Source organism: Kribbella sp. NPDC026611 (assembly GCF_040638345.1).
Taxonomy (GTDB): Bacteria; Actinomycetota; Actinomycetes; order Propionibacteriales; family Kribbellaceae; genus Kribbella.
Window position 1 is genome coordinate 173,713 of record NZ_JBEZYC010000002.1, and the last position, 24,448, is coordinate 198,160.

Genomic DNA, 24,448 nt, shown 5'->3' on the forward strand with positions numbered 1-24,448 from the left:
CGAACACTCTCAGCCGGCCGGGCACGGGCACGGCCACCTAGATCCTCACACCCCCGCCGCCGAAGCCGGTCACGGACACGGCCATGGGCACGGTCACGGCCACGGCCATGACTACGCGACGGGGGTGAAGGGCTGGGTCCTGTCGATCTTCAAGCCGCACAGCCATGACGCGGCCGATTCGATCGACTCCGCGCTGGAGGCCAGCGCCGAAGGAATCCGGGCGCTGAAGATCAGCCTGATCGGGCTCGGCGTTACCGCGATCGCCCAGCTCGTCGTCGTCATCCTCACCGGATCCACAGCGCTGCTGGCCGACACGATCCACAACTTCTCCGACGCCCTCACCGCGCTGCCCCTGTGGGTCGCGTTCATCCTCGGCCGCCGCGCCGCGACCCGCCGCTACACCTACGGCTACGGCCGCGCCGAGGACCTGGCCGGGGTGTTCATCGTCCTCATGATCGCGCTGTCCGCGGTGGTCGCCGGGTACGAGTCGATCCGCCGGCTGATCGATCCTCAGCCGATCACCAACATCGGAGTGGTGCTGGCCGCCGGCCTGATCGGGTTCGCGGGCAACGAACTGGTGGCGGTCTACCGGATCCGGGTCGGCCGCAAGATCGGCTCGGCCGCGCTGGTCGCCGATGGGTTACACGCCCGTACCGACGGATTCACCTCGCTGGCTGTCGTGGTCGCCGCGCTCGGCGTCATGGCCGGATTCCCGCTCGCCGACCCGATCATCGGCCTGCTGATCACCGTCGCGATCCTGGTGGTGCTGAAGGGCGCGGCGACCGACATCTACCGGCGGCTAATGGACGCGGTCGAACCCGAACTGGTCGACGCCGCCGAAACCAGCCTGCGCGCAGTGCCCGGCGTCTTGGACATCGAGAGTCTGCGGCTGCGCTGGACGACCGGCCACCGGCTCCGCGCCGAAACCGGCGTCGTCGTCGACCCCGGCCTAAACGTGATCGACGCCCACGACATCGCCGTCCAAGCCCACCACGCACTCCTGCACGGCGTCCCACGACTCATCGACGCCACCGTTCACGTCAGCCCACGCGGCGACCACCACAACCTCCTGGCTCACCACCACGACACAACATTGGCCACTTGACTTGTTCAGTGAAGGAACCCGTCCCACCTCAACTCGAAACGGGAACCGCCCGGCATGCCCTCCGGGCCGGGCAACTGCTCCACCGCCTTCGCGAGCTCCAGCCCGACCGGACCCAGCAGATGCGGCGCCAAGTCGACCATGGCATTCAGTCTCGCGGCAGAGTTGTCGCGATGCATCCGACGCAGTAGTTCAGTCTGGACTCGGCTCAGTTACAGGCTCGGCAGCCGAACCGGCCGCGAGCCGGGAAGGGTCACCGCCGGCGAACACCGAGACGCAACTGCACCGTCAACTGTCGTCCGACCTCCGGGCCCTCGGTCTCGCGGACAGTGACCAGGTAATTCCTCCTCGCCAGCGCGGCTGGTTGGGAGATGACCGTGAAGGTGCGTCCCTCGATCGAGAACACGATCCCGCACCGAAGCAGTGCGGTATCAAGAAGGAACTGGCCCGGCCCGATCCGTTCGGCTTCGATCGGCGGATCTGCGCCGTCATTGCTCATGGCTACACCTTCAGTCGCAACGACAGGCGCGATCAGGAGTGTGCTGTTGCCGCAGCCGCCCGTCTGCGGCTCGAGCGACCAGTCGCTGGAGGGGGTAAGGGCAGCGTGACGGGGTGTGCGGCCCGGCAGAAACGACTGGCCACCCTGTGTTGAGTGTTACTCGTCCGGCCGTAACACAACAGCCCCAGCGGCGGTAAATGCCGCCTCAGCTTGCCGAGTCGACCGGCGGTTTGCCCGGGCAAGGCCAGGGGAACCGGGACCAGACGGTGGCCGGGCATGCCGCCCCGATTTCGGAAGGGTTATCGGGTCCGTCCGGCCACCCACCGCGTCCGGCTGGCACAGAGGAGCTGACTGCCTCTGTGCTGGTTGCCGCCCCGGGCGCCGTGCAAGCTGTTGAGCCCAGACGCCCACCAATTGCACGGCCCAGCTGACTGGTGCAACCTGCCATGCCCAGTGGCGATCAGCCACCCCGAGTGTCGCTGGCGGCGCTCGGGGTACAGGATGGATATCTGGTCGGTATCCCGCTGGCCCTACGTAGGGCGACCGGCCATGGAGCTGCAGTACCTGCTTGACGCGATGAATCAGGTCTCGGCCTCACTGCGCTTCCCGATGGATCTCGACGAGACCTTGGCCGTGATCACCGCCGGAGCCGCCGAGGCGGTACCGGGGGTCGACTTCGTGAGCATCTCGATCACCGGCAAGGACGGCCGGATCCAGACACTGGCTCCGACCGATGACCTGGCGCTGCAAGCCGACGATCTGCAGTACAAGCTGGGCGAGGGACCGTGCCTGGACGTCGTCTTCGACACCCCGGTCGTCGAGGTCGACGACATCGCCACCGATCTGCGCTGGCCGAAATACGGCCCGCGCGCCGCAATGGAATTCGGCATCGGGGCACAGTTGGGATTCCAATTCCTCGCCGAACCCCACGCCCGCGGCGGAGTCAACCTCTACTCCACCAGCACCCACGCGCTGACCACCGAATCACGCCAACTCGGCGCGATGTTCGCCAACCTGGCCGCGGCAGCCATGGGCTGGAGCCGCGAACACACCAACCTCAACGAAGCACTGATGACCCGCACCGAAATCGGACAGGCCATCGGCATCGTCATGGAACGCTACCGCCTCGACCCCGATCGCGCCTTCAGCTTCCTCGTCCGGACCTCCCAAACCGGCAACATCAAACTCCGCGAGGTTGCCGCCGGCATCGTCGAAGACACCACCCGCAGAGCCCAATAACCGACCTGAGATCGCCCACCGACACCCACACGCCGCGCGGCCAGGTCACCAGGAGCGGCTAGGCCTTCACCCGCTTGCTTGACTAGTTCAGTGAAGGAATCCGTCCCACTTCAGCTCATACCGTGAACCGCCGGGCGTGCCGTGCGACCTGGTTGAAGTCGCGCTGGAGCCGGGCGTCTGCTTGCGCGCGTCGCGCAGCGCCTGCCGGGTCTCCTCCAGCTGCTCGTTGAGGCGCACGAGATCGGCCTCCAGGTCGGCAATGCGGTGCTGGTGGGCGTCCAAGGCTCGCTCAGCCTCTTCAAGGTCGGCCGAAGCCGCGGCATAGTCGCTCTCGGCCTCATTAACGCGCCGGCGAAGCGCAGCACGCCGCTGATCGAGAGTCCGATCGAGGCCCGGCTGGCGCCCCGCCGACTGCACAGCACCTCCAGTGGGCCGACTGGCGGCCTCCGCAGCCTCAGTGCGTTGGCGGGCGGGCTTCGCGGCCTCAGTGTGCCGGACAACTCGCGGCCTGGCCGGAGCGAGTTGAGCCAGCTCGTCATCCTCGTTGAGGACGCCGAAGCCCACATGACGCAGCGCACTGGTCAGCTGTCCGCTCCGCAACAGCTGCGCGGCGGCCGCGTCCACAAGTGCCGCATCCAGCGTCTCCGACAGCTTCTCCACGGTTTGTGCACTCACCCGCCGACCACCGGCCGCCTGAGACCGAGCCGTCTGGACCAGCTCCGGCACGATGTCGTGACGCCTCCGGGTCGACTCACGACGACGAGCGCTGCCAGCCGCCAAGTAACTCTGCCGCAGCTCCTCCCCTAACTCGGTCAGAACGCAGGTGGCCACGGCGCAGTACCGGTCGGGTCGACAGGGCGAGGCACCAGGTGCCCTAGGACCCGCTCAGGCTCCTCAGCCCAATCTCGCCGTCACGCGCGGGTACCCGTCTAAGATGAGGGACCATGGCGGCCATCGTGCTTCGTGTTCGGCTCATCAGCGGGGACAACCTGGATCTGAAGTACGAGGATTCCGAGGCGGGCAGCGAAGCCGAGGTCATCGACCGCGTCGTCGCCACGCTCGCGGAAGATGCCGGGGTGCTGCGCTGCCGGCACGGCGATCGGCTTCTGGTGCTCTACGCGAGGGGCGTCTCCGCCGTGGAAATCGCACCCCGCGGTGCGGTCCTGTGAGCGTCCCTCGCGGCCGGCCGTAGCCGAGATCCGGGAGAGCGCCCGAGCGGCCGCCTCCGGACGTCACCCAGCTGGGCGCGTACTCCGCCCTCATCGAGGCGAGCAGCCTGCTGAAGCACGCGGTCGAGCCGCAGCGGACTGACCTACCAGGCCCAGACGCTCGAGAAGCGGGGTCTGGTGACCCGTATCCAGTCCCCCGACGACGAGCGGAGCATCACCGTCAGCCTCACCCGACGACGGACGGACTGTGCTCGCGAAGGTCTTCCCGGGCACATCACGGTCCTCGACGACCTGCTGTTCGCCCCGCTGTCCGGCGCCGACATCGAGACTCTCGCCGACATCCTCGGCCGCACGCGGGACCACATGCGCCGGACACCCCCACGGTCGGCCGCACCACGCCGCCGCAAGAAGCCGGCCGGCACCCGACCAGCCGTAGCAAGCCGGCCGGCCGTGAGGTCAGCCCTTGAAGGCGCCGTCCATGATGCCGGTGACTAGGCGGCGGCCGACGAAGACGAACAGGACGAGCAGGGGGACGGTGGCCAGGAACGAGCCGGCCATGGCGAGGCCGAGATCGACGACGTAGCTGTTCTGCAGGGCCTTGATCGCGATCTGGGCCGTGTACATCTCCGGTGACTTCAGGATGACGAACGGCCAGAGGAAGTCGTTCCACGCGGTCACGAAGCCGAGCAGCCCGAGCACGAACGCGGCCGGGCGGACCAGCGGAAACGCGATCTGCCAGAAGATCTGCCAGCTGTTCGCCCCGTCGATCCTTGCCGCCTGCAACAACTCGTCGGAGACCGTCGACCCGATGTGCTGCCGCATCCAGAAGATGCCGAACGCACTGGCCAGGCCGGGCACGATCAGGGCCTGCAGCGTGTCCACCCAGCCAAGCCTGGACATGATCATGTACTGCGGAATCACTGCCAGCTGCGTCGGTACCGTCATCGTCAGCACGACGATCAGGAACAACGTGTTCCGGCCCGCGAACCGCAGCTTGGCGAACGCGAAGCCCGCCAGCGCGCAGAGTACGCCGTGACCGACCCCGATCGCCACTGCGACCACGGTGCTGTTGATCAGCGAGCGGACGAACGGAACCGTGCTGAACACGAGGTTCGCGAGGTGGAACAGGTTCGTCCCCGGCACGACCCGCGGGGGCATCTTGTACGCCGTCGCGGAGTCGTTCGAGGCGACCACGAACATCCAGTACAACGGAAACACGGCGCCCACCACGGCCAGGACCAGCAGGACATAGACCCACCACGGCACACGATCGATCCGGCGCTTCATGGCTTCTCCCGGCGGATTCTCGTCGACAGCAGGAAGTTGAGCAGCGCGAACGCGACGACCAGCACGAACAGCGAGACGCCGATCGCCGCGCCGTACCCGAACTTGAACTGGCCGAAGCCCTGCTCGAACAGGAACAGCGTCAGGGTCTGGCACTGCCGGACCGGTCCGCACGTCATCGGCGAGCTGCGCGACACCAGCAGCGGCTCCGTGAAGATCTGCAACCCACCGATCGTCGAGGTGACGATCGTGAACACGATCACCGGACGAAGCGACGGAACGGTGATGTAGCGGAACTGCTTCCAGTTGCCGGCTCCGTCGACCGACGCCGCCTCGTAGATGTCGCGCGAGATCGCCTGCAGCGACGCGAGGTACAGCAGGGTCGTGTACCCCGTCCACCGCCAGATCACCATGGTCGCGATCATCAGCTGGCTGCCCCAGGTGGACTGGGCGAAGTCCACCGGGCCGATACCGACGAGATGCAGCGCCCAGTTCAGCAGGCCGTAGTCGCGGTCGAAGAGTTGCGCGAACACGACCGTCGTCGCGGCCACCGACGTGATGTACGGAACGAGCATCGACATCCGGAACAGCGTCGCGAACCGCAGCCGCGCGTGGTTGAGCAGGTGCGCCAGACCGAGCGCGATCAGCAGCTGGGGCACTGTGGAGAGCACCCAGATGCTGATCGTGTTCTGCATCGCGTTCCAGAACCGTGGGTCGTGGAACAGCCGGGAGAAGTTGTCCAGCCCGACGAACGTGTGCGCGGCGACCGGGTTCCAGTCGAAGAGCGCGACGTAGAAGGTGAACAGCAGCGGGAACAGGCCGAAGATCGCGAAGATCAGGAAGAACGGCGCGATGTAGGCGTACGGCGCGACGCGTTCGCCGAGACTGTGCCGCATCCGGGACCTCGACGCCAGCGGTGGCGTCGAGGTCCGTGGCGCGGTGAGGGTATCGCTCACTTCCCGATCGCCGTCTTGATGTTCTGCAGCGCCGTGTCCCAGGCCTTCGCCGGATCACCCTTGCCCGACTCGACGTTGGTGACCGCGTTCAGGAACTCCTGCCCGATGGCCGAGCTGTCCGGGCCGATGTAGAACGGCTTCAGGCCCAGCAGCGACTCGGTGTAGATCTTGCCGGTCGGCGCGTTCGAGAAGAACGGGTCCTGGTGCGAGGTCAGCTTCGGGTCCTTGTACACGGCCGGCGTCGACGGCAGCGAGCCCGAGCCGAGGTAGTGCGCGAGCTGCGACTGCGGCGACTGCATCTCCTTGATGTAGTCCCACGCCGCCTGCGGGTTCTTGGCGTTCTTCGGGATCGCCAGGTAGCTGCCACCCCAGTTCCCGGCGCCGCCCGGGATCGTGGCGACGTCCCACTTCCCCTTGGTGGCCGGTGCATTGGTGCGGATCCCGCCGAGCATCCAGGACGGCGCGGCGACCACGGCGAAGGCACCCTTCGCCATCCCCGCCGACCAACCCTCGGAGAACGAGCTCAGCTTGGCCGTGATGCCCGCCTGTGCCGCGGCCAGTCCGTAGTCGAAGGCCTTCCTGACCTGTGGGCTGCGGTCGTAGGCGAGGTTGTGGTCGGCGTCGTAGTACTTCATGTCGCCCTGGTTCACGGCCTGGTAGAAGACGCTCGTCCCCGCGTTGTCGATGAACGCCTTGCCGGTGGCGGCCTTGTACTGCTTGCCGATCTCGATGAACTTCTCCCAGGTCGGCCACAGCTTGCTCACCGCGTCCCGGTCCGTCGGCAGCTTGGCCGCCGCGAACAGGTCCTTGCGGTACGCGATCGCCAGACCGCCGACGTCGGTCGGAATGCCGAGCACCGGCCCGTCCTTCGAGACGCTCTGCGACCACACCCAGTCCAGGTAGTCCTTCTGGAGATCGCCACCGCCGAGCGTGCGCAGGTCGACGAAGTTCTGCGGCTGCTCGACGAACTTCGGCATGTCGTCGCCCTGGATGAGGACCAGGTCCGGCACCTTGCCGCCCGCGAGCGCGGTGGTCAGGGCCTGGGCGGTCTCCACCGACGAACCCACCTCGGTGAGCTTGACGTGCCGGTCCGGATGTTTCTGCTGGTACTCCTCGACGGCGGCCTTTTGGTTGATGCCGGAGAACGACCAGAAGTCGAACGACTTCGGGTCGCCGCCGCCCGACCCGGAACTGCCGCCCGAGCATCCGGCGGCGACGAGCGTCACCACGGCCGTGAGGGCGACGGCGATACGACGTTTCATGGCGAACCTCCTGGGGCGCGGACAGACCGACTCGGCCTGAAAGTTTCGAAGCTCAGACCGAAAGACTGCCGGAACTGTAAGGCGGGTCACAGGGCAGGTCAACAGCTCATTCCGGAAGTATTTCCGAAACATTCAGCGGGAAGTTTCGGAGCTACACTCGCCGCCATGACCGGTACTACCGATCCATCGTTGGTGACCCGGGCGGCCGCGCCGGAGATGACCGTGGCCCAGATCGCCGAGCTGGCCGGTGTCTCGGTACCGACCGTGTCGCGGGTGATCAACGGCCGCTCGGACGTCGCGCCGCGGACCCGGGCCAAGGTCGAAGAGGTGATCAGCCGGCACGGCTTCCGGCGGCTGAAGAAGCCGGCCGGCCGCTCCGCCCTGGTCGAGCTGGTCTTCCACGAGCTCGCCGGCGCCTACGCGATGGAGATCATCAAGGGCGTCGAGCGGGTCGCCGACCAGAACGGACTGGCCGTCGTACTGTCCGAGATGCACGGGCACACGCCCGGCCGGGGCTGGATCGAGGGCGTCCTGGCTCGCCGGCCGATCGGCGTCATCGCGGTGTTCTCCGGCCTCACCCCGCAGCAGAGCGACCAGATCCGTAGCCGCGACATCCCGTTCGTGCTGCTGGATCCGACCGGCGACCCGGGCCACCAGTTCCCGTCCGTCGGAGCCGCGAACTGGAGCGGCGGCTTCTCGGCGACCAGGCATCTGCTCGAGCTCGGCCACCGCAGGATCGCCACCATCACCGGACCGCACCGGATGCTGTCCAGCCGGGCCCGGCTGGACGGATACCGCGCGGCGATGGACGCCGCGGGTACGCCGGTGACACCGGACCTGATCTACGAAGGCACCTTCCAGACCGAGGACGGGCTGACCCACGGCCGGACCCTGCTCGCTCTCGCAGACCGCCCGACGGCGGTCTTCACGCACAACGACCTGCAGGCGCTCGGGCTGTACCGCGCCGCCGCCGAGGCCGGGCTGCGGATCCCGGACGACCTGAGCGTGGTGGGTTTCGACGACCTCCCGCTCACGGGCTGGATCACACCCCCACTCACCACGGTCCGGCAGCCGTTGACCGAGATGGCCGCCTCGGCCGCCGACCTCGCGATCACCCTCGGCCGCGGCGAGACGCCGCAGCACCACCGGCTGGAACTCGCCACCGAGCTCATCGTCCGCGGCAGCACCACACCCTTCGGCGCGCCTTGATCCGAATCCGCGCGCTCGGCACTGCGCTCGTCTTCGCGCTGCCATAGCAGTCGCCGCACCCCAGGAACCGCGGTCACCTGGCCTCAGGTCAGTTCGGAGAAGAAGGCGGTGAGGTCATCGGCGAGTAGGGCTGGTTCCTCCCGGGCGGCGAAGTGGCCTCCGCGGGGCATGGTGGTGTAGCGGGTGAGGTTGTAGGTCCGCTCGATCCAGTCGCGCGGCGGCCGGCCTCCGAGGTCGTGAGGGAAGACGGCGATCGCGGTCGGCACCTCGACCTTTTCGATGCGCGGAAAGATTCCGTGGGCGCGCTCGTAGTACGGCCGGAACGAGGTCGAGATCGTGTTGGTGAACCAGTACAGCGACGCCTGGGTCAGCAGGAAGTCGTCGCCGAATCGGGCGGCCGGGTCGCCGTCGCAGTCGCTCCACGCCCGGTACTTCTCGAGAATCCAGGCGAGCAGGCCCGACGGCGAGTCGGACAGGCCCTGGGCGAGGGTCAGCGGACGGGTCTGCTGCTGGTGCGAGTAGCCGCGTTCCTCATCGGACCACGCCTCCTCCGCCGCCAGATAGGCACGTTCTTGCTCGGTCATTCCAGGCAGGTCAGGGCTTAGCGGTCCGTCGGCGTCCAGAAGATGTACCCCGGCGACTGCCTCCGGATGAGCCTGCGCGAGCAAGCTGGACTCACCCGCGCCGAGGTCGGAGCCGTGGACGCCGTACCGCTCGAAACCGAGCACGTCATGCATGAGCCCATGCCAGATCTCGTGGGTCAGCGGGGCCCCGCCGAGGGTGGGCCGCTGCGGAGACAACCCGAATCCGGGCAGGCTCGGCACGATCACCGTGAACGAGTTCTCCGCACTACCGCCGTACTGCGAGGGCACCGACAACCGCTCGGCCAACTCGGTCAGTTCGAGGAAGGAGCTGGGCCAGCCGTTGGCCAGCAAGAGCGGTAGTGCGCCGTCGCGGCCGGCATCGAAACGCAAATAGTGAATGGACGTACCGGCGACGTCGGCGAAAGCGGACGGCAAGGCGTTGATCGCCGCTTCGTGCTCACGCCAGTCATACGCCGTACACCAGTAGCCGACCAACCGACGCAGCTCGTCGCTGTCGGTACCTGCTGTCCAGGCATCGACCGGCCAACGCCTCGCCCAGCGCGTCGCGGTCAGGCGCGCACGGAGATCGGCGAGGTCGGCGTCGGACACCGAGAGCACCTGTTGAGGTCCGGACATCTTCTGCATCCTTTCCGTCGACACCACTGAAAGCTAACAATGGTGTCGGAGGATTGCGACACCAGTAATCGAGTAAGCTGGTGTCGTGGATGGCTTGGATCTGATCACTGAATTCCTCAACACAGTCGACCAGCGGTCGTTCAGCCGGCACGGCCGAAGCCATGCCGGCGGCGAGCAGCTGGTGTCACCAGCCGACTTGGCGGACCGGTTGACCGAGTGGAACCTGCTCGCCGTCGGCGAGAAGCTGGGCCCGGAGGATCTGGCGCACGCGATCGCGCTTCGTACGGCGCTGCGTCAGTCGCGCTCGGGTGAGATCGATGCCGACACTGCCTTGGCGAACTACCCGCTTCAGCTCGTACAGGACCACTCGCGCGGGCTGCGAATCGCTGCCCGGTCGGGACGGCCATGGCTAGACGCGCTCGTCGAGACCGTGGTCGTGGCCGTCGGCCGTGGAGACTGGAGCCGAGTCAAGCTTTGCGCAGCGCCGGACTGCCAATGGGCTTTCCATGACACGTCGCGCGGTGGTCGAGGGCGCTGGTGCGACATGAATATCTGCGGCAACCGCCACAAGACCCGCGTCTACCGCGAGCGCCGGCAACAGGCCGGATGATCTGGAGGGAGACACAGTGACCCATGACAACCTGGAGTCCACGTACCTGGCCTACCTCGACGCACTGAACGCTCGACGGTTCGACGCGCTGGATCGCTACGTCTGCGACGAACTCGTCTACAACGACAGGCCGCTGACCCGCGAGGAGTACGCCGCGATGATCGCGGAGGACACTCGCGCGGTCCCCGATCTACGCTACGAGGCACATCTCCTCTCGACCCACGGCGACATCGTGGCCTGCCGACTCTGGTTCGACTGCACGCCCAAAACAACCTTCCTCGGCCTTGAACCCACAGGGCGACCGGTCTCCTTCGCCGAGCACGTCTTCTATCGGTTCGAGGGAGAACGGATCGCGCACGTCTGGTCCCTCATCGACCGCGAGGCGGTCGCGTCCCAATTCGACCGCTGAGTTGCTGCAGGGCGGTTCACTGGCGAGGTTTTGGTCGCTTGGTCGGGGTGGCGGTGAGTGGGTCTTCCGGCCAGGCATGGCGGGGATAGCGGGCTCGCAGGTCTGCTCGGACCTGGGGATAGCCCTGCTTCCAGAATGAGGCGAGGTCGCTCGTGATCGCGACCGGGCGCCGTGCGGGAGACAGTAGGTGCAGAACGACGGGGACGCGACCGTCCGCGACGGCCGGAGTGACAGTCCAGCCGAATACTTCCTGCAGCTTCACTGCCAGGACCGGCGGCTCGGCGCCGTCGTACGTTAGTCGCACTTGTGAGCCTGATGGGACCTGAAGCCGTTCCGGTGCGAGTTCGCCGAACCGGGTTGCTGCGGGCCATGGCAGTAGTCGCCGGAGCGCCGAAGTCACGTCGATGCGGGCAAGATCGCGCGCGCCTCGCACCGAGGCGAGCTCGGTACCCAGCCATTCGTCGAGACCAGCCAGCAAAGCTTCGTCGTCGACCGCGGGCCACGGGGCTCCGAGGTGGGCGTGACAGAACGCGAGCCGCTGCCGCAAGGCAAGCGCAGCCTCCGACCAACGCAGTACGGACAGACCGCTGCGCCGGATACCGTCGCGCACAGCCGCTTGGACGAGCAGTGGATCGGGCTTTGCCAGCGGGACCTCGTTGAGCACGATCGCGCCGAGTGCCTCCACGCGCCGCGTTACGATCCGGCCGTCGTCCCAGCGGATCTGGTCGGTGGTCGAGACAAGCTCGCCTGCGATGTCTCGCGCGGTCTGCTCATCGATCGGCGCCGCGGAACGGATCCTGGCATCGGCGCGACCAGGCGCCCGGTCGGCAACCGCGATCGCCAGCCAGGTCGTGGTCCGCAACGGCGACTCCGGATCCAGCGTGGCACCTGTACCACCAGACATCTGGTACGTCGCCGAGCCGGATCCCCGGATCCGCGCGATCCGATCCGGATACGCCAGCCCCACCACAAGCCCCACCGCAAGGTCGTCCGGTACGACATGAGTCGCCTGACCCGTTGGCCCACCCAATGGTTTGCCAGTCGTCGTGTCTCGGCCGAGGCGCTTTGTTTCTTCTCGCCAGCGTGCCGTGGCTCCGCGATCGTCGCCGCGGCGTAGGGCTCGCCAGCGAGCCGGGAGATCATCACCGAAGTCGCGGCCGGAGTCGTCCGAGAGCAGCGCGACGATCTCGCGGGCCCGGTCGGTGCCGATTCGCGGCGTCGCGTCGATCAGCGCACGAGCCAACCGCGGATGCGCCCCGATCGCCACCATCCGCCGTCCCCGTTCGGTGATCCGGCCCTTGTCGTCAACGGCCTCGAGGCGTCGCAGCAGTTCGGTGGCCGCGGTCATCGCCACGGCGGGGGGCACCTCCAACAAGTTCAGACCGTCGCCGGCGGGCGCACCCCACGCCGCAAGGTCGAGGGCGAAAGCTGCCAGATCGGCGGTCGCGATCTCCGGCGCCGGGTGATCGTCGAGATGCATATGGTCGATGGCAGACCAGCACCGATAGACCCGGCCAGGTGCCTCCCGCCCAGCGCGACCCGCTCGCTGGTCGGCCGACGATCTCGACACTCGGCAGGTGACCAACGCACCGAGGCCTCGGGACTGATCGGTCCGCGGCTCCCGGGCAAGACCCGCATCGACCACAACCCTGATCCCGGGCACAGTCAGCGAACTCTCCGCGACCGACGTCGTAACCACGATCCGGCGAGTGGTGGTCGCGGCCAACGCTCGGTCCTGTTCAGCCCTCGACTGGCGACCGAACAACGGCAGGACATTCCGACCGGCCAACCGGCGAGTCACACCGTTGATCTCCGCCTCCCCCGGGACGAACACGAGGATGTCGCCGTCGTTCTCGGTCCATGCACGCTGGACGACGGCCGCGACATGATCCAGCAGGCGCGGGTCGACCCGCCCACCGGGAAGCAGCGGCACGGGGACCGGTGGTGGGGCCCATTCGACGGCCACGTCGAACAGCGCAGCCGACGCGGTGATCACGGGCGCCGGAACGTCAGTGCCCAGTGCGCGAGTCAGCCTGACCGTGTCCGGCGTCGCCGAGGTCGCAACGATCGCCAGGTCCTCCCGAAGGTTCGCCCGGATGTCGACGCAGAACGCGAGCAGCAGATCGGCATCGAGGTGCCGCTCGTGGCACTCGTCGATCACAATCGCTGCGACACCGGGCAGCTCCGGGTTCTGCTGCAGACGCCGTACGAGGAGCCCTGTCGTCACCACCTCGACACGCAGTCCTCGTCCGCCGCTGCGTTCACCCCGCATCGCGTAGCCGATCCGTTGCCCGAGCGGTTCGCCAACCAGCATCGCCAGCCGGGCCGCCGCCGCACGGGTTGCCAACCTTCGCGGCTCGGCCACGATGATCGTCCCCTCGAGAGCGTCGCCCAACGCAAGCGGCAGCAGCGAGGTCTTTCCCGATCCGGGCGGCGCCACCAACACCGCAGTACCGCGCGAACGCACCGCTTCGACCGTCGCAGGCAAAACCGCCCGCACCGGCAGATCAGCCCCTGACACCGACGACTCAGGCAGCAACACACCCCGACGCTATCCGACCAACACCACAGACCAAGCCGCGGCGCCCGGACCGTCAGAGATCAGCCTGCTGGAGCCAGGTATGGAAACGCGTCGAGGTCGCGCTGGGTCAGTCGCTCGACGAACCGGATCAACCTATGCGTCGAGATGTTGCTCCAGTGCTAGGACGTCGGCCACTGTACGGCGTACTCCTGAGCCTCGTCGCCGGTCTGCCGACGGGCCAACACCGCTCACCACTTTCAACCGAGCCCAACCAGCACCTCGTACGACGCCCGGACCGGCACCTCCACACCACCCGGCCTGACCGCCCGCGCCGTCTCCCTCGACGTCATGCCGGTCTACACCCCCCGGACCCACTATCAACCTGTCCGGAGGAATCGTCCCTGGAGCCTAGGACCGGGCTCGGTCAGATGCGGAGACGCCAGAGGATCAGGCTCAGGATGACGAGTACCGCGATGATCGGGAAGATCCACGCCGGCACCCATTCTGTCTTCTCGGACACGGCAGCCTGGAGTGCGCTGAGGACCGGGAAGGTGATCGCGATGACGATCGTCGAGGCGTCGCGCCGTTTGATCCTGCCGTCGACGTCGTTGGAGATCTCGTCCAGCCGCAGCCGCACCATGCTCTCGAACTCGCCGAGTCCGCGCGAGGAGTGACCTCGCCTGAAGACCCAGCGTTCTCCCCCGTAGTGGAAGACGTTGGGGAGCCGATGGGCGAAGACATCGGACGCATCCCGGAGTCCGACGACCGTGTGCTTGATGCTCAGCGGACCGACGAGTCGATGATCGGCGAGCTCCTCCACTCGCCCACCTGCCGCGACCTTCAGCGCCGCCACCAGCGGTACCCGCTGCCCGGGACGAGAGGCCGGCACACCGCGCCGGTCCTGCTCCACCAGCCGCCGCTGCCCGTCCAGGCTGATCGGTCGCCGGAAGGCGGCGTCCCTTCGCTGCGACCAGCTGAGTCGGCGGCGGTGCGGTCCGAGGATGTCGAGTTGGCCGGCCGGAAGCGCCAGCCCCATCGCCCGCGCGTTCTTCAGCCGCTCCTCGTTGTGCAGGATGACGGCATGGGGAATGACGAGGTACGGGTTCGCCGGGATCGGAGTGTACCGGTCTTCTTGCTCGGTCGGTAGCTGTACCGAGAGCAGCGTTCCCTTGTGGAAGCCGAGCAGATGCTCACCATCGAGCTTCGCCTCCTTCACTACATCTCGAAGCTCGGCCCGATCGACCTTCTTGAAATCGAGCAACCCCTGCAGCAGGCCACCGATCGAGACGAGCCGGTCCCAGCGGTCATCGGCGTCCATCAGGGTACGAAGTCCCGCAGCGTCACCGGACTGCAGCGTCGCGACGTCCTCGACGACCTGCTGGTTCTCGCGGGCACTGAGCGGACTCTCCACCTCGACTGTGCCCGTCCGCATCCGATCGTCCAGCGACGGGTCGCCGAAGAGCGCTCGGACGAGGTCACCGAAGCCCAGCTCGGCATGACCGAGACCGCTGAACGAGACCCAGGATCCAGCGCGCCCCGCATCCGCGAGCCCTTCGCCGCCTTGCCACAACTTGGCGAGCTTGATCAGCTCGTACTCGGACAGCTCGGCACCAGGCTCGCCGGTACCGCTGAGAACGGTGTGCAGAATCGAGATACCGCTGCCCGGAAAGACCGTCCGGAGACCGGTCACCGACGCCTCGACGTCGTGCCGTGCGGGGGCGCCCGGCGAGACGAGCACGTACTTCTTATCTTCGGACTCGTACTCGACCTCGGTCGCGAAATGGATCGTGACCGGTTCCTGGTTCGCGACGACGTACGTACGAAAGGGCGCGTCGGCGCGATAGACGTAGAGGAACATGTCGTCCTCGTACGACGCGAGCGCTCGCTGCCGCGCGTCATCTGTCCCAACCGGCAACGCCGACGCCGGACCCACCGTATGCAACGTCACCGTATAGGTCGAGAACGCAAACACCGCCTGCTGGACAACCTCGTGCAACTCGGTGACCGGTCGCGCATCAACCATGGAGCCCACCCCCTCGATCGCCCCTGCTCGCACGGTAGGCGCCCACGCAACCCAACCGCCAGGACCTGCACCCCAGAAGTTGAAACCGGTGCCGAAGTCGCATCCTGCCCCTCCCTCGCGCTCACCTGCTTGGCGCCGGGCTACTGACTGAGTTCTTCCGCGAGGGCCTGGACCATGGCGGTCGCTGCTGGGCTCGGGCGTTTGGTGGTCAGGGCCCAGGCGGTACGCCGCAGCGCAGCTGGGTCGTGTACCGCGATCCACCGGACGCCGCGTGGCAGCGACTCGGCTGCTACGCCTGGTACGAGCGCGATTCCCAGGCCCGCGGCGACGAGGCCGAGACGGGTCGGCCAGTCGCGTACTGCGAAGGAGACTTTCGGGTCGACGATCCCGGGCCATGCGCCGAACTCCGGTCCGTCGCCGGTCCGGGCGCCGACCACCCAGTTCTGGTCGACGAGGTCGGCCGGCTCGACCCACTCGCGGACGGCCAACGGGTGCGACTCCGCCACGGCCACGCCCGCGCCTCGCCCACTGCGCAGCTCGGTCCGGCTCAGCCCTTTCAGGTCGTACGCCGGCAGCCCTTCGCCGACGGCGACGATCGCGACCTCCAGCCGCCCGCGGCGTAGCGCCGCCAACTGAGCCGGCGTCGAACCCTCGTACAGCCGGATTTGCAGGCCAGGATGGACCCGCGCGAGTCTCGCGATTGCCCGAGGCAACAAAACTGCTGTGACGGTCGGGAAGCCGCCGACGACGAGACGGCCGGCGAGCCGGTCACGGAGTCCGGCGAGCGCCTGACCCGCCGCGTCGACACCGTCGATCACCTTCGCGGCGTGACGAACCAGCACCTCCCCCGCCGCAGTCGGCCGTACACCTCGGGCATGACGCTCGAACAACGGCGTACCGGCGACCTTCTCGGTCGCCGCTATCTGCCGCGACACGGCCGACTGGGTGTAGCCGAGTCGCCCGGCCGCGGCGCTGAACGAGCCCGTCCGTGCGACCTCGAGCACGACGCGCAATCCTGCCAGTGTTAGTTCCGCCATGGTTACAGGGTATGAGTCTTTCGCATACCTCGTCTGCAGAACCGTCGCTTGTGTGATGTCTCGACGCTGATCAGGATTAAAGTACACAGAAAGGAATCACCATGTCTGACGTGTACACCCGCGACGAACTCGTCGCACGCCTGGTCCGGGCCGGAGAGCTCGAGGTCTCGGGCGAGAATCCCGAGGAGGCCGACTCGTACTTCGACATCGAGAACTTCTCGTTCCACGGCCCCGGCGGATTCGACGCCGACTACGCCGGTCTGACGGAGTACTTCCGCTCACTCCGCGCCGCCTTCGCCCACCGAACCATCCGTCGCGGCATTATCATTGCCGAAGGCGACTACATCGCCTGCCAGACCTGGATCGAAGGCACCTTCGTCCACCCCTTCACGCACTCCCCCGTCGGCCCCCTCGAGCCGACCGGCACTCGAGTCGTCATGGACCTGATGAACATCTTCAAGTTCGACGCCACCGGCCGCATCGTCGAAGAACACGTACGCACCGACAACCGCACCTTCCTCCACCACCTCGGCGCGGGAGCTCTACTATCCGCCTAATCCGCCGTTCGGAGGTACGTCGTCGGGGGATGATGGAAGGGTGAGTACTTCGTCGCGCGGCTGGCCTGTCGTGCTCCTGCACGGATGGCCGGTCACCGAGATCCACTGGCAAGGCCTGCTGCCATTCCTGCGTCGCAGCGATTTCGCGCCGATCCCGGTCACACTGCCAGGGCTGGGCAAGCCACCGGGGAGCACACCAAGTTTCAGGAAGGGCGATCTTGCCGACCTCCTCGGCCGCGAGCTCAGCGAGCTCGGGCGCAGGCGATTCTCGCTGGTAGGCCATGACTGGGGAGGCACGGTCGCACTTCTCCTGGCCGCCGCCATGCCCGAGGCGGTGAACGCGATCGTCATCGAAGAGGAGATCCTTCCAGGCATCGACATCAACATCCCCGCGCCGGGCGCCGAGTACTACCCGTCCTGGCACGGGCCGTTCAACCGCGCACCCGGCCTCGCCGAACAACTCGTCCCAGGACGCGAGGACGCCTACTACGGAACCTTCCTCCGGCAAAGCGCCGGTCCCGCCGGGCTCGACCCGGAGACAGTGCGCTCCTACATCGACGCCTACACGACTTACGACGTGCTGGAGGCGGGACTCGGCTACTACCGGACCCGGGCCGACGACCTGACGGATGTTCAACGACTCCAACAGAACCCGATCCACACGCCCGTCCTCGCGATCGGAGGACGTTACGCGATGGGCTCCGCCGTCGCGCACGGCCTCCGCACCCTCGCAACCGACCTCACCGGCCTAGTCCTGGAGCGATCCGGCCACTACCCCGCCGAACAAGAACCCGAACCCACAGCCCAAGCCATCACCAACTTCCTCCAGCAACACCGCGACCGGCCATAGCCGGCCCGGGCTCGGGGTACGAGTCCGGGCCGGGTCGGGGAGTTACTTCAGGTGGCTGAGGAGGTTCTGCATTGTTGCGATCTCGGCGGTTTGACCGGTCTCGATCTGCTTGGCCAGCGCGGTTGCTGTCGTACTCTGGCCGGAGCCGTGCTCGGTTTTGGCCATCGCGATCGCGCCTTGATGGTGCTTGATCATCATCTGCACCCACATCCGGTCGAATGCTGCGCCGCTGGACTTGTCGAGCGCGGTCATCTCCTTTTCGGTCATCATCCCTTGCCCGGTCGGCATCGAATGACCCATACCGGGCGTCGGGACCATCTGACCCCAACCGGTCAGCCAGGCGGACATCTGCTGGATCTCCGGATCCTGGGCCCCCTTGACGGCCGTCGCCAACTGCTTGACCGTCGGGTTGCTCGCCTTCTTCAGCGCCAGGTCAGCCATCTCCACCGCCTGGCGATGGTGCGGGATCATCATCGTTGCGAACTGGACGTCGGCCTGGTTGTGGTCAACCGAGGCGGTGTCGGTGCCCGCCGTGGTCGGGTCCATGGTGCTGTGGTTCATGCCCGGCATCGAGCTCGACGATCCACTGGGCTGCGTTCCGTCTTCGTTGCCACAGGCAGCGAATCCGAGGCCGATCCCGAGGGCGACGGTCGCTACCAGAACGCCGCGCGTACTGCGCTTCATGAAGTTTGTCCTTCCATCGTTGTCTGAAGATGCCATGCGTGCGGAAGCCGCGGACGGCCTAAATCCGCAGCACGCAGAGCGTCAACAACGATGGAATGAGCCATGGCGGCGACCGCCCGCCGGAGGCAGGTACGACGACGGCGTACCGAGACCACCACGGCGCCGTACGCCCCGACCGCATCCAGAACAGGACCAACCCGAGTCCAAGCAGCGCCGTCGCCAGCACCGCAAGACAGACCGCGCTCATGGCGTTGGACCTGCTCGGTGTGTACGACGCAACGGTCATCGACGGACTCGACAACTCGATGACCGGGGCAACCACCTCCGGCATCACGTGCATGCTGCTGCGCTGCAGATAGTTGCTACTACTCACCATTGGCACACTCGAGCCCGCGATGGGCGACGGGTCGGCCATGCCGGGATCGTGGTGCATGGTCAGGGCGTGCATGGCAAACACGCCGGCCAGCACCACCATGCCGAGCAACGACCGCACAAGCCCCGGTGCCACTACCGGATCCCCAGTATCCATCGAGTCTCAGCGTACCGACCGCACTTGGCGCTTGCGGAACACCAGTAGCTCCGACCGTCCAGTGGTGATCAACTGGACGTAGCTGCCGAGCAGCGTAAGGCCGCGACGGTCGAGCATGTCGATCGTCCAGGCTCGCGGAAGGACATGGCAATCTGTCGAGTCACCATCGATCCACCTCCTCAGTACGACGTCGTCGATGCAGTACTCCGTGATTGCTCCGAACGCGACCGTTCCGCCCGGACGAGCAACACGGATCATCTCCTCGAGGTAGCCGACAACCGTCACGAACGGCCGCCGGACGAACAGTTGCTGCGCGTGAACGAGATCCACCGAGCCCGATTCCGTGTCGACGAGACTGCGTGCGTACGGAGGCCGCATCACAACCTGAGGCAATCCGTGCCACTGTCCGAGGCGAGCCCCTGGCGTCCCGTACACCTCGTACACGTCCACGCCCAGCGCAGCGATCATGCACTCAGCACATTCGTGCGTGCCCGCGCCGAGCTCGCAGACCCGATCGACGCGCCCGCTCAGCCCGCTCAGGTTCAACATCGCCGCTACGTCGAACTCCGTCCGAACCGCGTCCAGACGGTCCACGGCCGGTTCCGCTGCCATGATCGATCCCCCCATGCAGAAGTTCTGGCCTACTACTATGGCACATAGTATTCCCAATGAGATTCAGCGGACGACCAGTCGGCCCAGTAGCTGTTGCATGGCCGCGACCTCAGCCGTCTGGTCGACCTGCATCTTCTTCGCGAGCGCAACCACGGCAGAGTTCTGTCCTGCTCTCTCACCGGCCTTGGCCATCGTGATCGCACCTTGGTGGTGCCGGATCATCATCCGGAGCCACAGCCGATCGAACGCGAGGCCCTCGGCGCGGCCGACCTCGGACCATTCGTCCTCGGTCATCACCCCGGGCAGCGACACCTCGTGACTGTGCGACTGCTCCGGAATCTTCGCTCCCCAGCCGGTCAGCCAGGCCGACAGTTGCTTCACCTCGGCAGCCCGCACCACATCGAGCTGAGCAGCTAGCTTCTTCACAGACGACGAGTTCGCCTGATACGCCGCCATACTCGACATCTGAGCGGCCTGCTGGTGATGCAGGATCATCTCCGAGGCAAAGGTCACATCCGCAGCATTGTGATCGGCGCCCTTCGTAGCCTCCGTAGCCGTCGGCTCAGCGCGCGAGTCCGTCGAGTCGCCACAACTGGCAACGGCACCGGCGACGCCCATCATCAGCACGGCCCATGCAACCAACTTCCTCAACGCGCCCATCCGCTCATAGTTACTACTACGCCTAGTACATGAGCGTGATAGTACACGGCGCAGACGAAGCTCATTTTTCAGGTTGAGGGTTTGGTACGCCGCCCGTGGTGCGTGCTGCGAGTTCGCGTCGGGCCATTTGGCCGGCGGCGAGGTAGACGAGGCCCCAGGCGAGGGCGATGGTGCCGAGCAGGACGGCGATTCCCACCGCTGCGCGGCCCGGATTCAGGACGAAGAAGAGGCCGAGCAGGACCGAGAGAGCCGCGCCGGGCACCAGCATCCAGCGGGATGTTCGCAGGCGGCTGCCGAAGACGGCCGTCATCTCGAGGACGCCGCGCACGATGAGCCAGATACCGAGGATCCAGGTGACTGTCTTGGCCGTGACGTGCGGGCTGAAGATGGCGAAGAAGGCCGCGATGATGCCGAGCAGTCCCAGAAGCGTCAGGCCGAGCCGGCCGGCTGGGCTGAACAGTTCACTGCGTGCGGCCTCGACGGATATTCCGAGTCCTTCGGCCAAGGCCCAGAAACCCCAAAGGATGGTCAGCGCCAAGGCCGTCGAGGCGGGCCAGACGATCGCCACGACGCCGAAGATCACGCCGATGATTCCGCGGGCTGTCAACACCTTCCACCCGGCGCCGAGGAGACCACGTTGTGTCTCGCGGGCCACGGCTCAGTCCCCCGGCCGTTCGTTCTTGACGATGTGCCCCTGCTTCACGATGACCGCCAGCGAGGCCTCGGGGTCGGCTAACAGCTGGATGTCATCCAGGGGGTTGCCGTTGACGAGGAGGAGGTCGGCCAGCGCGCCTTCTTCCACGACGCCGAGTGATCCCGGATAGGGGTTGCGCGGACCGGACAAGGCCAAGAGTTCAGCGTTGGTGACCGTCGCCATGGTGAGTACTTCGGCCGGAGTGAACCAGCGAGCCATCTTCGCGAGCTGCTTACCTTGCTTGGCTGCGAGGCCGGGGTCGAACAAGGTGTCGGTCCCCCACGCCAGCCGGACCTCGTATTTCCTGGCCAGCTCGAACGCCCGTTCGGTGCCCGTCACCACCTGCTGGAACTTGTCTTCCCTTCCAGCCGGAACCGGAGGGGCATCTTCGTCGTCCAGGAACGGCTGCATCGACCACCACACGCCGTTGTCCGCCATCAGTTCGGCGGTCTCGTCGTCGAGCAGTTGGCCGTGCTCGACGCATTTGACGCCCGCCCGGATGGCCTGCTGGACCGCCCGGGGCGTGTAGGCGTGCACCATCACGTAGGTGCCCCAGTTCTCCGCGGCCTCGACCGCGGCACGGAGCTCGGCCTCGGTGTACTGCGTGACATCCAGCGGGTCGTACGACGAGGCGACGCCACCGCCCGCCATGAGTTTGAGCTGCGAGGCACCCAGCATGAGTTGCTCCCGGGCGGCTTCGAAGACCGCGCTCTCACCGTCGGCGATCCGGACGGCTCCGACCAACTCGCCATGGCTGAGGTGCCCCAGCCGGCCCCGCGGTACTTCATGCCGCATGCGGAAGTCTCCATGGCCGCCGGTCTGCGAAATCATCGCTCCCGACGGGAAGACCCGCGGACCCTGGACCAGGCCGGCGTCGATGGCCTGCTTCAGCGCGAACGCAGGCCCGCCGGCATCGCGGACGGTGGTGAACCCGCGGAGCAGCGTCGCCCGGGCTTCGACCGCGGCCGCGATGTGCAGGAAGGCAGGATCGCCCATCAGCGCCGTGGCCAACGGTACGGCGGCCAAGATCGAATGCCAGTGCGCGTCGATCAACCCAGGCATCAGGGTCCGCCCTTCGCCGGGCACGACCTGCGCCCCGGCGGGGATCTCGGCGGTCGGCGAGATCGTGTCGATCGTCCCGTCGCGGACCACAACGTCGACCGGGTCTCCGAGACGGCCGGCACGCACATCCAGAACTCTGACCTGACGGAAGACGATCGGCACTGCCTGAGGCGTGGTCACGGTCGGCCTCCGTTCGCAGCTGACCCGGGCACTCGGCTACCTACCGAGGCCCTCTTGGTCTAGGCACCTCGACTTTAGGTCGGCGCCGACCGTCGCAGCTCACCCGAATCGGACGATGGCGCTCAGCCGACGCCGTGCCGAGACCTGTACGAGCGCCGCGTACGCCGCGTCGTACCGTCCGCGCCGAGCACCTTCGCATCTCCTCCATCCGCAGAGCCCGACCTCGACCGCCTGGGATCACCCGAATCGGGCGAGGCGATGGCGTCAGCGGGAGTCGCGCGCCGCCTGACGCCGAGCGCCCAAGGCACGCGTCGACGCATCCTTCTTCAGCCCTCCGGTTGTCTTGACCGCGCGCGGGACTGCACCGGTGGCCGGCTCGGACTTCCTGACGCGGGTCTTGGGTGCGGCCTCCGCAGCGGTGGAGCGGGCCGAACGCGCCGCCGCGATCCGCTCAGCGCGAAGCTCCAACGTTGCGCTTTTCGCTGCAGCGGCGACTGCCCGGCTCACGCGGGCCAGGACCGACTCGAACAGCTCGGCCTTGTCGCGATTGCGCTGGTTCCGCGCGTACGACAGTCCCCTGCCACCCACCTCAGCAACCGCCGCTCCCGCGCCGCGACGGTAGTTCTTCACGTACTTCGTGCGCATCCGCCGGACGCGCTGGTGCAACTCCAGCAGTTCATCCTCGTTCAACTGCTTCAACGCATCGCGTTCGGTCTCCGCGACCAACAGTCGCTCGACGTCGGTCAACGAGTGCAACAACCCCTGGTTCATCCGCAGTCCTCCTCACCTCGAGGTGCGCCTTCCGCCCCAGCCCTCCGAATACCGACACTAATCGGCACCAAACGATTCGGGCAGAGGTCGAGCGTGCGATATCCGTGCCCGGCCGAGTCGGCGACCGATCGAAGCAACAAGCGCTGCCGCCGTCTACCAACGACGCTGTGACCCGACAAGGGGCCACCCGCGCCGCAGCCCTCGCGCAACGACGACTGGACGCCCAGCAGCAACGGCTCGCCAGCTTCGACTACTGACCTCGCCCAGCGCGTGGGAGCGCCACAGATCGAGATTGCAACAACGTGCAATGTGCGCTTTCGCTCGTTGACGCGGCACCAACCAGCGGGATACTGACCGAGACAAAGAGGCCACCGGGAGCGCACGTGAACGGCGCTTTGTTCAATATGGCCTACGAAATGAATCGGAGAGCTGGGCGTGAAACGAATCCTCGGAGTAGTTGCTTGCCTTTTACTCGCACTGAATTACGGCGCCGGGCCGGCGACAGCCCTGAAACCCCTCCGACCGGCTACTCAATCTGCCGATGCTTACGAACTCAAGAACAAGAACAGCGGAATGTGCCTAGCGGTCCCCAACGGCAGCACAGTGCGCGGCGCGAAACTAATCCAATGGCCGTGCGGCGTCCTTGACCCCACGGGGTCTCGGCAATTCGATTGGGCCGGTGACGAATGGGAACAGATCCACTACCCCGCCCAGAGGGAGCTCCTCTGCCTGGCCGTCCCCAACGGGAGCGAGACAAGTGGGGTCCAGGTGATCACTTGGACATGCGGCTCGGGCAACGAGCAACTATGGAACCACCAGGGGATCAGCATTGACGTCTTCGATACTATCGTGAATTACAAATCTCGCCAGTGCCTAGCAGTCAGCGGCGGGAGCAAGGCCCGAGGGGCGGCCGTCATTCAATGGCCATGCAATGGCAAGCCAGAGCAACAATGGGCGCAGGATTTCTAAGTTGCCCCAGCACCATGCGACGATCGGCCACTGCCTGCTCCCACGGATAGGGGCAGCGGGGCCTTGACACCACTGGAAGCCACGCACGGTGGCGGACCGAATGGCGGAGCCGATGTGCTGGACGATCGAAGCCGGAGCCGCACTGAGCATGCCTCCATCCAGCACGACAGGGAGTCAGTGTCGAAAGCGTGGGCGACTGCGGTCATTCCTGCGGTGATGGTGCGTTCGGCTTCGTTGCTGGACAGTCCGATCCGGCCGGCGGCTGAGGTCAGCTTGTCGCTGGTGGTGGCTTCGTCGAGCATGCGCGCCGCCATTGCGTACGCCCGATCCTCCCGGCGCT

Annotated in this window: 27 protein-coding genes; 10 read left to right on the forward strand and 17 right to left on the reverse strand. The window is 66.8% G+C overall.

Annotated elements, in window-relative coordinates; genetic code table 11:
• Positions 1–124: 124 nt before the first annotated feature.
• The gene (locus AB0E69_RS07010) at positions 125–1,105 is read left to right on the forward strand and encodes a cation diffusion facilitator family transporter (RefSeq protein ID WP_360140914.1); all 981 of its coding nucleotides are present in this window, start codon (positions 125–127) and stop codon (positions 1,103–1,105) included.
• A 5-nt stretch (positions 1,106–1,110) separates the two neighbouring features.
• Here AB0E69_RS07010 and AB0E69_RS07015 read toward each other — a convergent pair whose 3' ends face one another.
• Both AB0E69_RS07015 and AB0E69_RS07020 read right to left on the reverse strand, forming a co-directional pair.
• The gene (locus tag AB0E69_RS07015; RefSeq protein ID WP_360140917.1) at positions 1,111–1,245 is read right to left on the reverse strand and encodes a hypothetical protein; all 135 of its coding nucleotides are present in this window, start codon (positions 1,243–1,245) and stop codon (positions 1,111–1,113) included.
• A gap of 110 nt (positions 1,246–1,355) precedes the next feature.
• Positions 1,356–1,601 (reverse strand): hypothetical protein, encoded by a 246-nt coding sequence (locus tag AB0E69_RS07020; protein WP_360140920.1) that lies wholly within the window; start codon positions 1,599–1,601, stop codon positions 1,356–1,358.
• Between the two features lie 501 nt (positions 1,602–2,102).
• Between AB0E69_RS07020 and AB0E69_RS07025 the strand changes: the two genes are divergently transcribed.
• The gene (locus tag AB0E69_RS07025) at positions 2,103–2,840 is read left to right on the forward strand and encodes an ANTAR domain-containing protein (RefSeq protein ID WP_360140923.1); all 738 of its coding nucleotides are present in this window, start codon (positions 2,103–2,105) and stop codon (positions 2,838–2,840) included.
• Positions 2,841–2,927: 87 nt separating this feature from the next.
• Here AB0E69_RS07025 and AB0E69_RS07030 read toward each other — a convergent pair whose 3' ends face one another.
• Positions 2,928–3,500, reverse strand: coding sequence for a hypothetical protein (locus tag AB0E69_RS07030; RefSeq protein ID WP_360140926.1), 573 nt, complete (start codon positions 3,498–3,500; stop codon positions 2,928–2,930).
• 284 nt (positions 3,501–3,784) lie between these two features.
• Between AB0E69_RS07030 and AB0E69_RS07035 the strand changes: the two genes are divergently transcribed.
• The gene (locus tag AB0E69_RS07035; RefSeq protein ID WP_360140929.1) at positions 3,785–4,009 is read left to right on the forward strand and encodes a hypothetical protein; all 225 of its coding nucleotides are present in this window, start codon (positions 3,785–3,787) and stop codon (positions 4,007–4,009) included.
• A 177-nt stretch (positions 4,010–4,186) separates the two neighbouring features.
• Positions 4,187–4,504, forward strand: a complete 318-nt coding sequence (locus AB0E69_RS07040) for a hypothetical protein (protein WP_360140932.1) — start codon at positions 4,187–4,189, stop codon at positions 4,502–4,504.
• Here the strand turns inward: AB0E69_RS07040 and AB0E69_RS07045 are convergent.
• Genes AB0E69_RS07045 through AB0E69_RS07055 form a run of 3 tightly spaced genes read right to left on the reverse strand, consistent with a single transcriptional unit; the run spans position 4,466 to position 7,511 of the window.
• Entirely contained in the window at positions 4,466–5,296 is an 831-nt protein-coding gene (locus tag AB0E69_RS07045) for a carbohydrate ABC transporter permease (protein WP_360140935.1), read from the reverse strand. The genes AB0E69_RS07040 and AB0E69_RS07045 overlap by 39 nt on opposite strands.
• On the reverse strand, positions 5,293–6,189 hold the full coding sequence (locus AB0E69_RS07050; protein ID WP_360140938.1) for a sugar ABC transporter permease: 897 nt from the start codon (positions 6,187–6,189) through the stop codon (positions 5,293–5,295). Before AB0E69_RS07050 ends, AB0E69_RS07045 begins: the two co-directional genes overlap by 4 nt.
• 56 nt (positions 6,190–6,245) lie before the next feature.
• Positions 6,246–7,511 (reverse strand): extracellular solute-binding protein, encoded by a 1,266-nt coding sequence (locus tag AB0E69_RS07055; RefSeq protein WP_360140941.1) that lies wholly within the window; start codon positions 7,509–7,511, stop codon positions 6,246–6,248.
• A gap of 165 nt (positions 7,512–7,676) precedes the next feature.
• Between AB0E69_RS07055 and AB0E69_RS07060 the strand changes: the two genes are divergently transcribed.
• Positions 7,677–8,720, forward strand: a complete 1,044-nt coding sequence (locus AB0E69_RS07060; protein ID WP_360140944.1) for a LacI family DNA-binding transcriptional regulator — start codon at positions 7,677–7,679, stop codon at positions 8,718–8,720.
• An 83-nt stretch (positions 8,721–8,803) separates the two neighbouring features.
• On the opposite strand, the gene AB0E69_RS07065 is transcribed toward AB0E69_RS07060, so the two are convergent.
• On the reverse strand, positions 8,804–9,940 hold the full coding sequence (locus AB0E69_RS07065; RefSeq protein WP_360140947.1) for an epoxide hydrolase family protein: 1,137 nt from the start codon (positions 9,938–9,940) through the stop codon (positions 8,804–8,806).
• Positions 9,941–10,025: 85 nt separating this feature from the next.
• Between AB0E69_RS07065 and AB0E69_RS07070 the strand changes: the two genes are divergently transcribed.
• On the forward strand, positions 10,026–10,550 hold the full coding sequence (locus AB0E69_RS07070; protein ID WP_360140950.1) for a CGNR zinc finger domain-containing protein: 525 nt from the start codon (positions 10,026–10,028) through the stop codon (positions 10,548–10,550).
• Between the two features lie 16 nt (positions 10,551–10,566).
• The gene (locus AB0E69_RS07075; protein WP_360140953.1) at positions 10,567–10,959 is read left to right on the forward strand and encodes an ester cyclase; all 393 of its coding nucleotides are present in this window, start codon (positions 10,567–10,569) and stop codon (positions 10,957–10,959) included.
• A 16-nt stretch (positions 10,960–10,975) separates the two neighbouring features.
• Here the strand turns inward: AB0E69_RS07075 and hrpB are convergent, their stop codons facing one another.
• The 3 genes from hrpB to AB0E69_RS07090 all read right to left on the reverse strand — a co-directional run bounded on the left by hrpB (position 10,976) and on the right by AB0E69_RS07090 (position 16,540).
• Complete coding sequence (hrpB, locus tag AB0E69_RS07080) at positions 10,976–13,501, reverse strand: ATP-dependent helicase HrpB (protein ID WP_360140956.1); 2,526 nt, start codon at positions 13,499–13,501, stop codon at positions 10,976–10,978.
• 403 nt (positions 13,502–13,904) lie between these two features.
• Positions 13,905–15,503, reverse strand: coding sequence for a hypothetical protein (locus tag AB0E69_RS07085; RefSeq protein ID WP_360140959.1), 1,599 nt, complete (start codon positions 15,501–15,503; stop codon positions 13,905–13,907).
• A 140-nt stretch (positions 15,504–15,643) separates the two neighbouring features.
• Positions 15,644–16,540, reverse strand: a complete 897-nt coding sequence (locus AB0E69_RS07090; RefSeq protein ID WP_360140962.1) for a LysR family transcriptional regulator — start codon at positions 16,538–16,540, stop codon at positions 15,644–15,646.
• Positions 16,541–16,641: 101 nt separating this feature from the next.
• Between AB0E69_RS07090 and AB0E69_RS07095 the strand changes: the two genes are divergently transcribed.
• Positions 16,642–17,097: a nuclear transport factor 2 family protein gene (locus tag AB0E69_RS07095; RefSeq protein WP_360140965.1), complete on the forward strand. Its 456-nt coding sequence runs from the start codon at positions 16,642–16,644 to the stop codon at positions 17,095–17,097.
• 40 nt (positions 17,098–17,137) lie between these two features.
• A complete protein-coding gene (locus AB0E69_RS07100) occupies positions 17,138–17,947 on the forward strand; it encodes an alpha/beta hydrolase (RefSeq protein ID WP_360140968.1) in 810 nt (269 codons plus the stop codon).
• 42 nt (positions 17,948–17,989) lie between these two features.
• On the opposite strand, the gene AB0E69_RS07105 is transcribed toward AB0E69_RS07100, so the two are convergent.
• The 7 genes from AB0E69_RS07105 to AB0E69_RS07135 all read right to left on the reverse strand — a co-directional run bounded on the left by AB0E69_RS07105 (position 17,990) and on the right by AB0E69_RS07135 (position 23,115).
• Entirely contained in the window at positions 17,990–18,631 is a 642-nt protein-coding gene (locus tag AB0E69_RS07105; RefSeq protein ID WP_360140971.1) for a DUF305 domain-containing protein, read from the reverse strand.
• Positions 18,632–18,689: 58 nt separating this feature from the next.
• Entirely contained in the window at positions 18,690–19,160 is a 471-nt protein-coding gene (locus AB0E69_RS07110; protein WP_360140974.1) for a hypothetical protein, read from the reverse strand.
• Positions 19,161–19,166: 6 nt separating this feature from the next.
• Complete coding sequence (locus AB0E69_RS07115) at positions 19,167–19,772, reverse strand: phospholipid methyltransferase (RefSeq protein ID WP_360140977.1); 606 nt, start codon at positions 19,770–19,772, stop codon at positions 19,167–19,169.
• Between the two features lie 63 nt (positions 19,773–19,835).
• Positions 19,836–20,285 (reverse strand): DUF305 domain-containing protein, encoded by a 450-nt coding sequence (locus AB0E69_RS07120; RefSeq protein ID WP_360140980.1) that lies wholly within the window; start codon positions 20,283–20,285, stop codon positions 19,836–19,838.
• 208 nt (positions 20,286–20,493) lie between these two features.
• Positions 20,494–21,087, reverse strand: a complete 594-nt coding sequence (locus AB0E69_RS07125; RefSeq protein ID WP_360140982.1) for a DUF308 domain-containing protein — start codon at positions 21,085–21,087, stop codon at positions 20,494–20,496.
• Between the two features lie 3 nt (positions 21,088–21,090).
• Complete coding sequence (locus tag AB0E69_RS07130; RefSeq protein ID WP_360140985.1) at positions 21,091–22,368, reverse strand: amidohydrolase family protein; 1,278 nt, start codon at positions 22,366–22,368, stop codon at positions 21,091–21,093.
• A gap of 264 nt (positions 22,369–22,632) precedes the next feature.
• Entirely contained in the window at positions 22,633–23,115 is a 483-nt protein-coding gene (locus AB0E69_RS07135) for a hypothetical protein (RefSeq protein ID WP_360140988.1), read from the reverse strand.
• 459 nt (positions 23,116–23,574) lie between these two features.
• Here AB0E69_RS07135 and AB0E69_RS07140 point away from each other — a divergent pair, with 459 nt between their 5' ends.
• A complete protein-coding gene (locus AB0E69_RS07140; RefSeq protein WP_360140991.1) occupies positions 23,575–24,108 on the forward strand; it encodes an RICIN domain-containing protein in 534 nt (177 codons plus the stop codon).
• Positions 24,109–24,448: the final 340 nt, after the last annotated feature.

What these genes read in the sequence shown, in the direction of transcription:
- AB0E69_RS07050 (WP_360140938.1), bottom strand. Translation starts at nt 6,189, where the DNA reads ATGCGGCACAGTCTCGGCGAACGCGTCGCGCCGTACGCCTACATCGCG.
- AB0E69_RS07055 (WP_360140941.1), bottom strand. Translation starts at nt 7,511, where the DNA reads ATGAAACGTCGTATCGCCGTCGCCCTCACGGCCGTGGTGACGCTCGTC.
- AB0E69_RS07110 (WP_360140974.1), bottom strand. Translation starts at nt 19,160, where the DNA reads ATGGATACTGGGGATCCGGTAGTGGCACCGGGGCTTGTGCGGTCGTTG.
- AB0E69_RS07090 (WP_360140962.1), bottom strand. Translation starts at nt 16,540, where the DNA reads ATGGCGGAACTAACACTGGCAGGATTGCGCGTCGTGCTCGAGGTCGCA.
- AB0E69_RS07015 (WP_360140917.1), bottom strand. Translation starts at nt 1,245, where the DNA reads ATGGTCGACTTGGCGCCGCATCTGCTGGGTCCGGTCGGGCTGGAGCTC.
- AB0E69_RS07025 (WP_360140923.1), top strand. Translation starts at nt 2,103, where the DNA reads ATGGATATCTGGTCGGTATCCCGCTGGCCCTACGTAGGGCGACCGGCC.
- AB0E69_RS07045 (WP_360140935.1), bottom strand. Translation starts at nt 5,296, where the DNA reads ATGAAGCGCCGGATCGATCGTGTGCCGTGGTGGGTCTATGTCCTGCTG.
- AB0E69_RS07105 (WP_360140971.1), bottom strand. Translation starts at nt 18,631, where the DNA reads ATGAAGCGCAGTACGCGCGGCGTTCTGGTAGCGACCGTCGCCCTCGGG.
- AB0E69_RS07060 (WP_360140944.1), top strand. Translation starts at nt 7,677, where the DNA reads ATGACCGGTACTACCGATCCATCGTTGGTGACCCGGGCGGCCGCGCCG.
- AB0E69_RS07065 (WP_360140947.1), bottom strand. Translation starts at nt 9,940, where the DNA reads ATGTCCGGACCTCAACAGGTGCTCTCGGTGTCCGACGCCGACCTCGCC.
- AB0E69_RS07085 (WP_360140959.1), bottom strand. Translation starts at nt 15,503, where the DNA reads ATGGTTGATGCGCGACCGGTCACCGAGTTGCACGAGGTTGTCCAGCAG.
- AB0E69_RS07020 (WP_360140920.1), bottom strand. Translation starts at nt 1,601, where the DNA reads ATGAGCAATGACGGCGCAGATCCGCCGATCGAAGCCGAACGGATCGGG.
- AB0E69_RS07035 (WP_360140929.1), top strand. Translation starts at nt 3,785, where the DNA reads ATGGCGGCCATCGTGCTTCGTGTTCGGCTCATCAGCGGGGACAACCTG.
- AB0E69_RS07095 (WP_360140965.1), top strand. Translation starts at nt 16,642, where the DNA reads ATGTCTGACGTGTACACCCGCGACGAACTCGTCGCACGCCTGGTCCGG.
- AB0E69_RS07115 (WP_360140977.1), bottom strand. Translation starts at nt 19,772, where the DNA reads ATGGCAGCGGAACCGGCCGTGGACCGTCTGGACGCGGTTCGGACGGAG.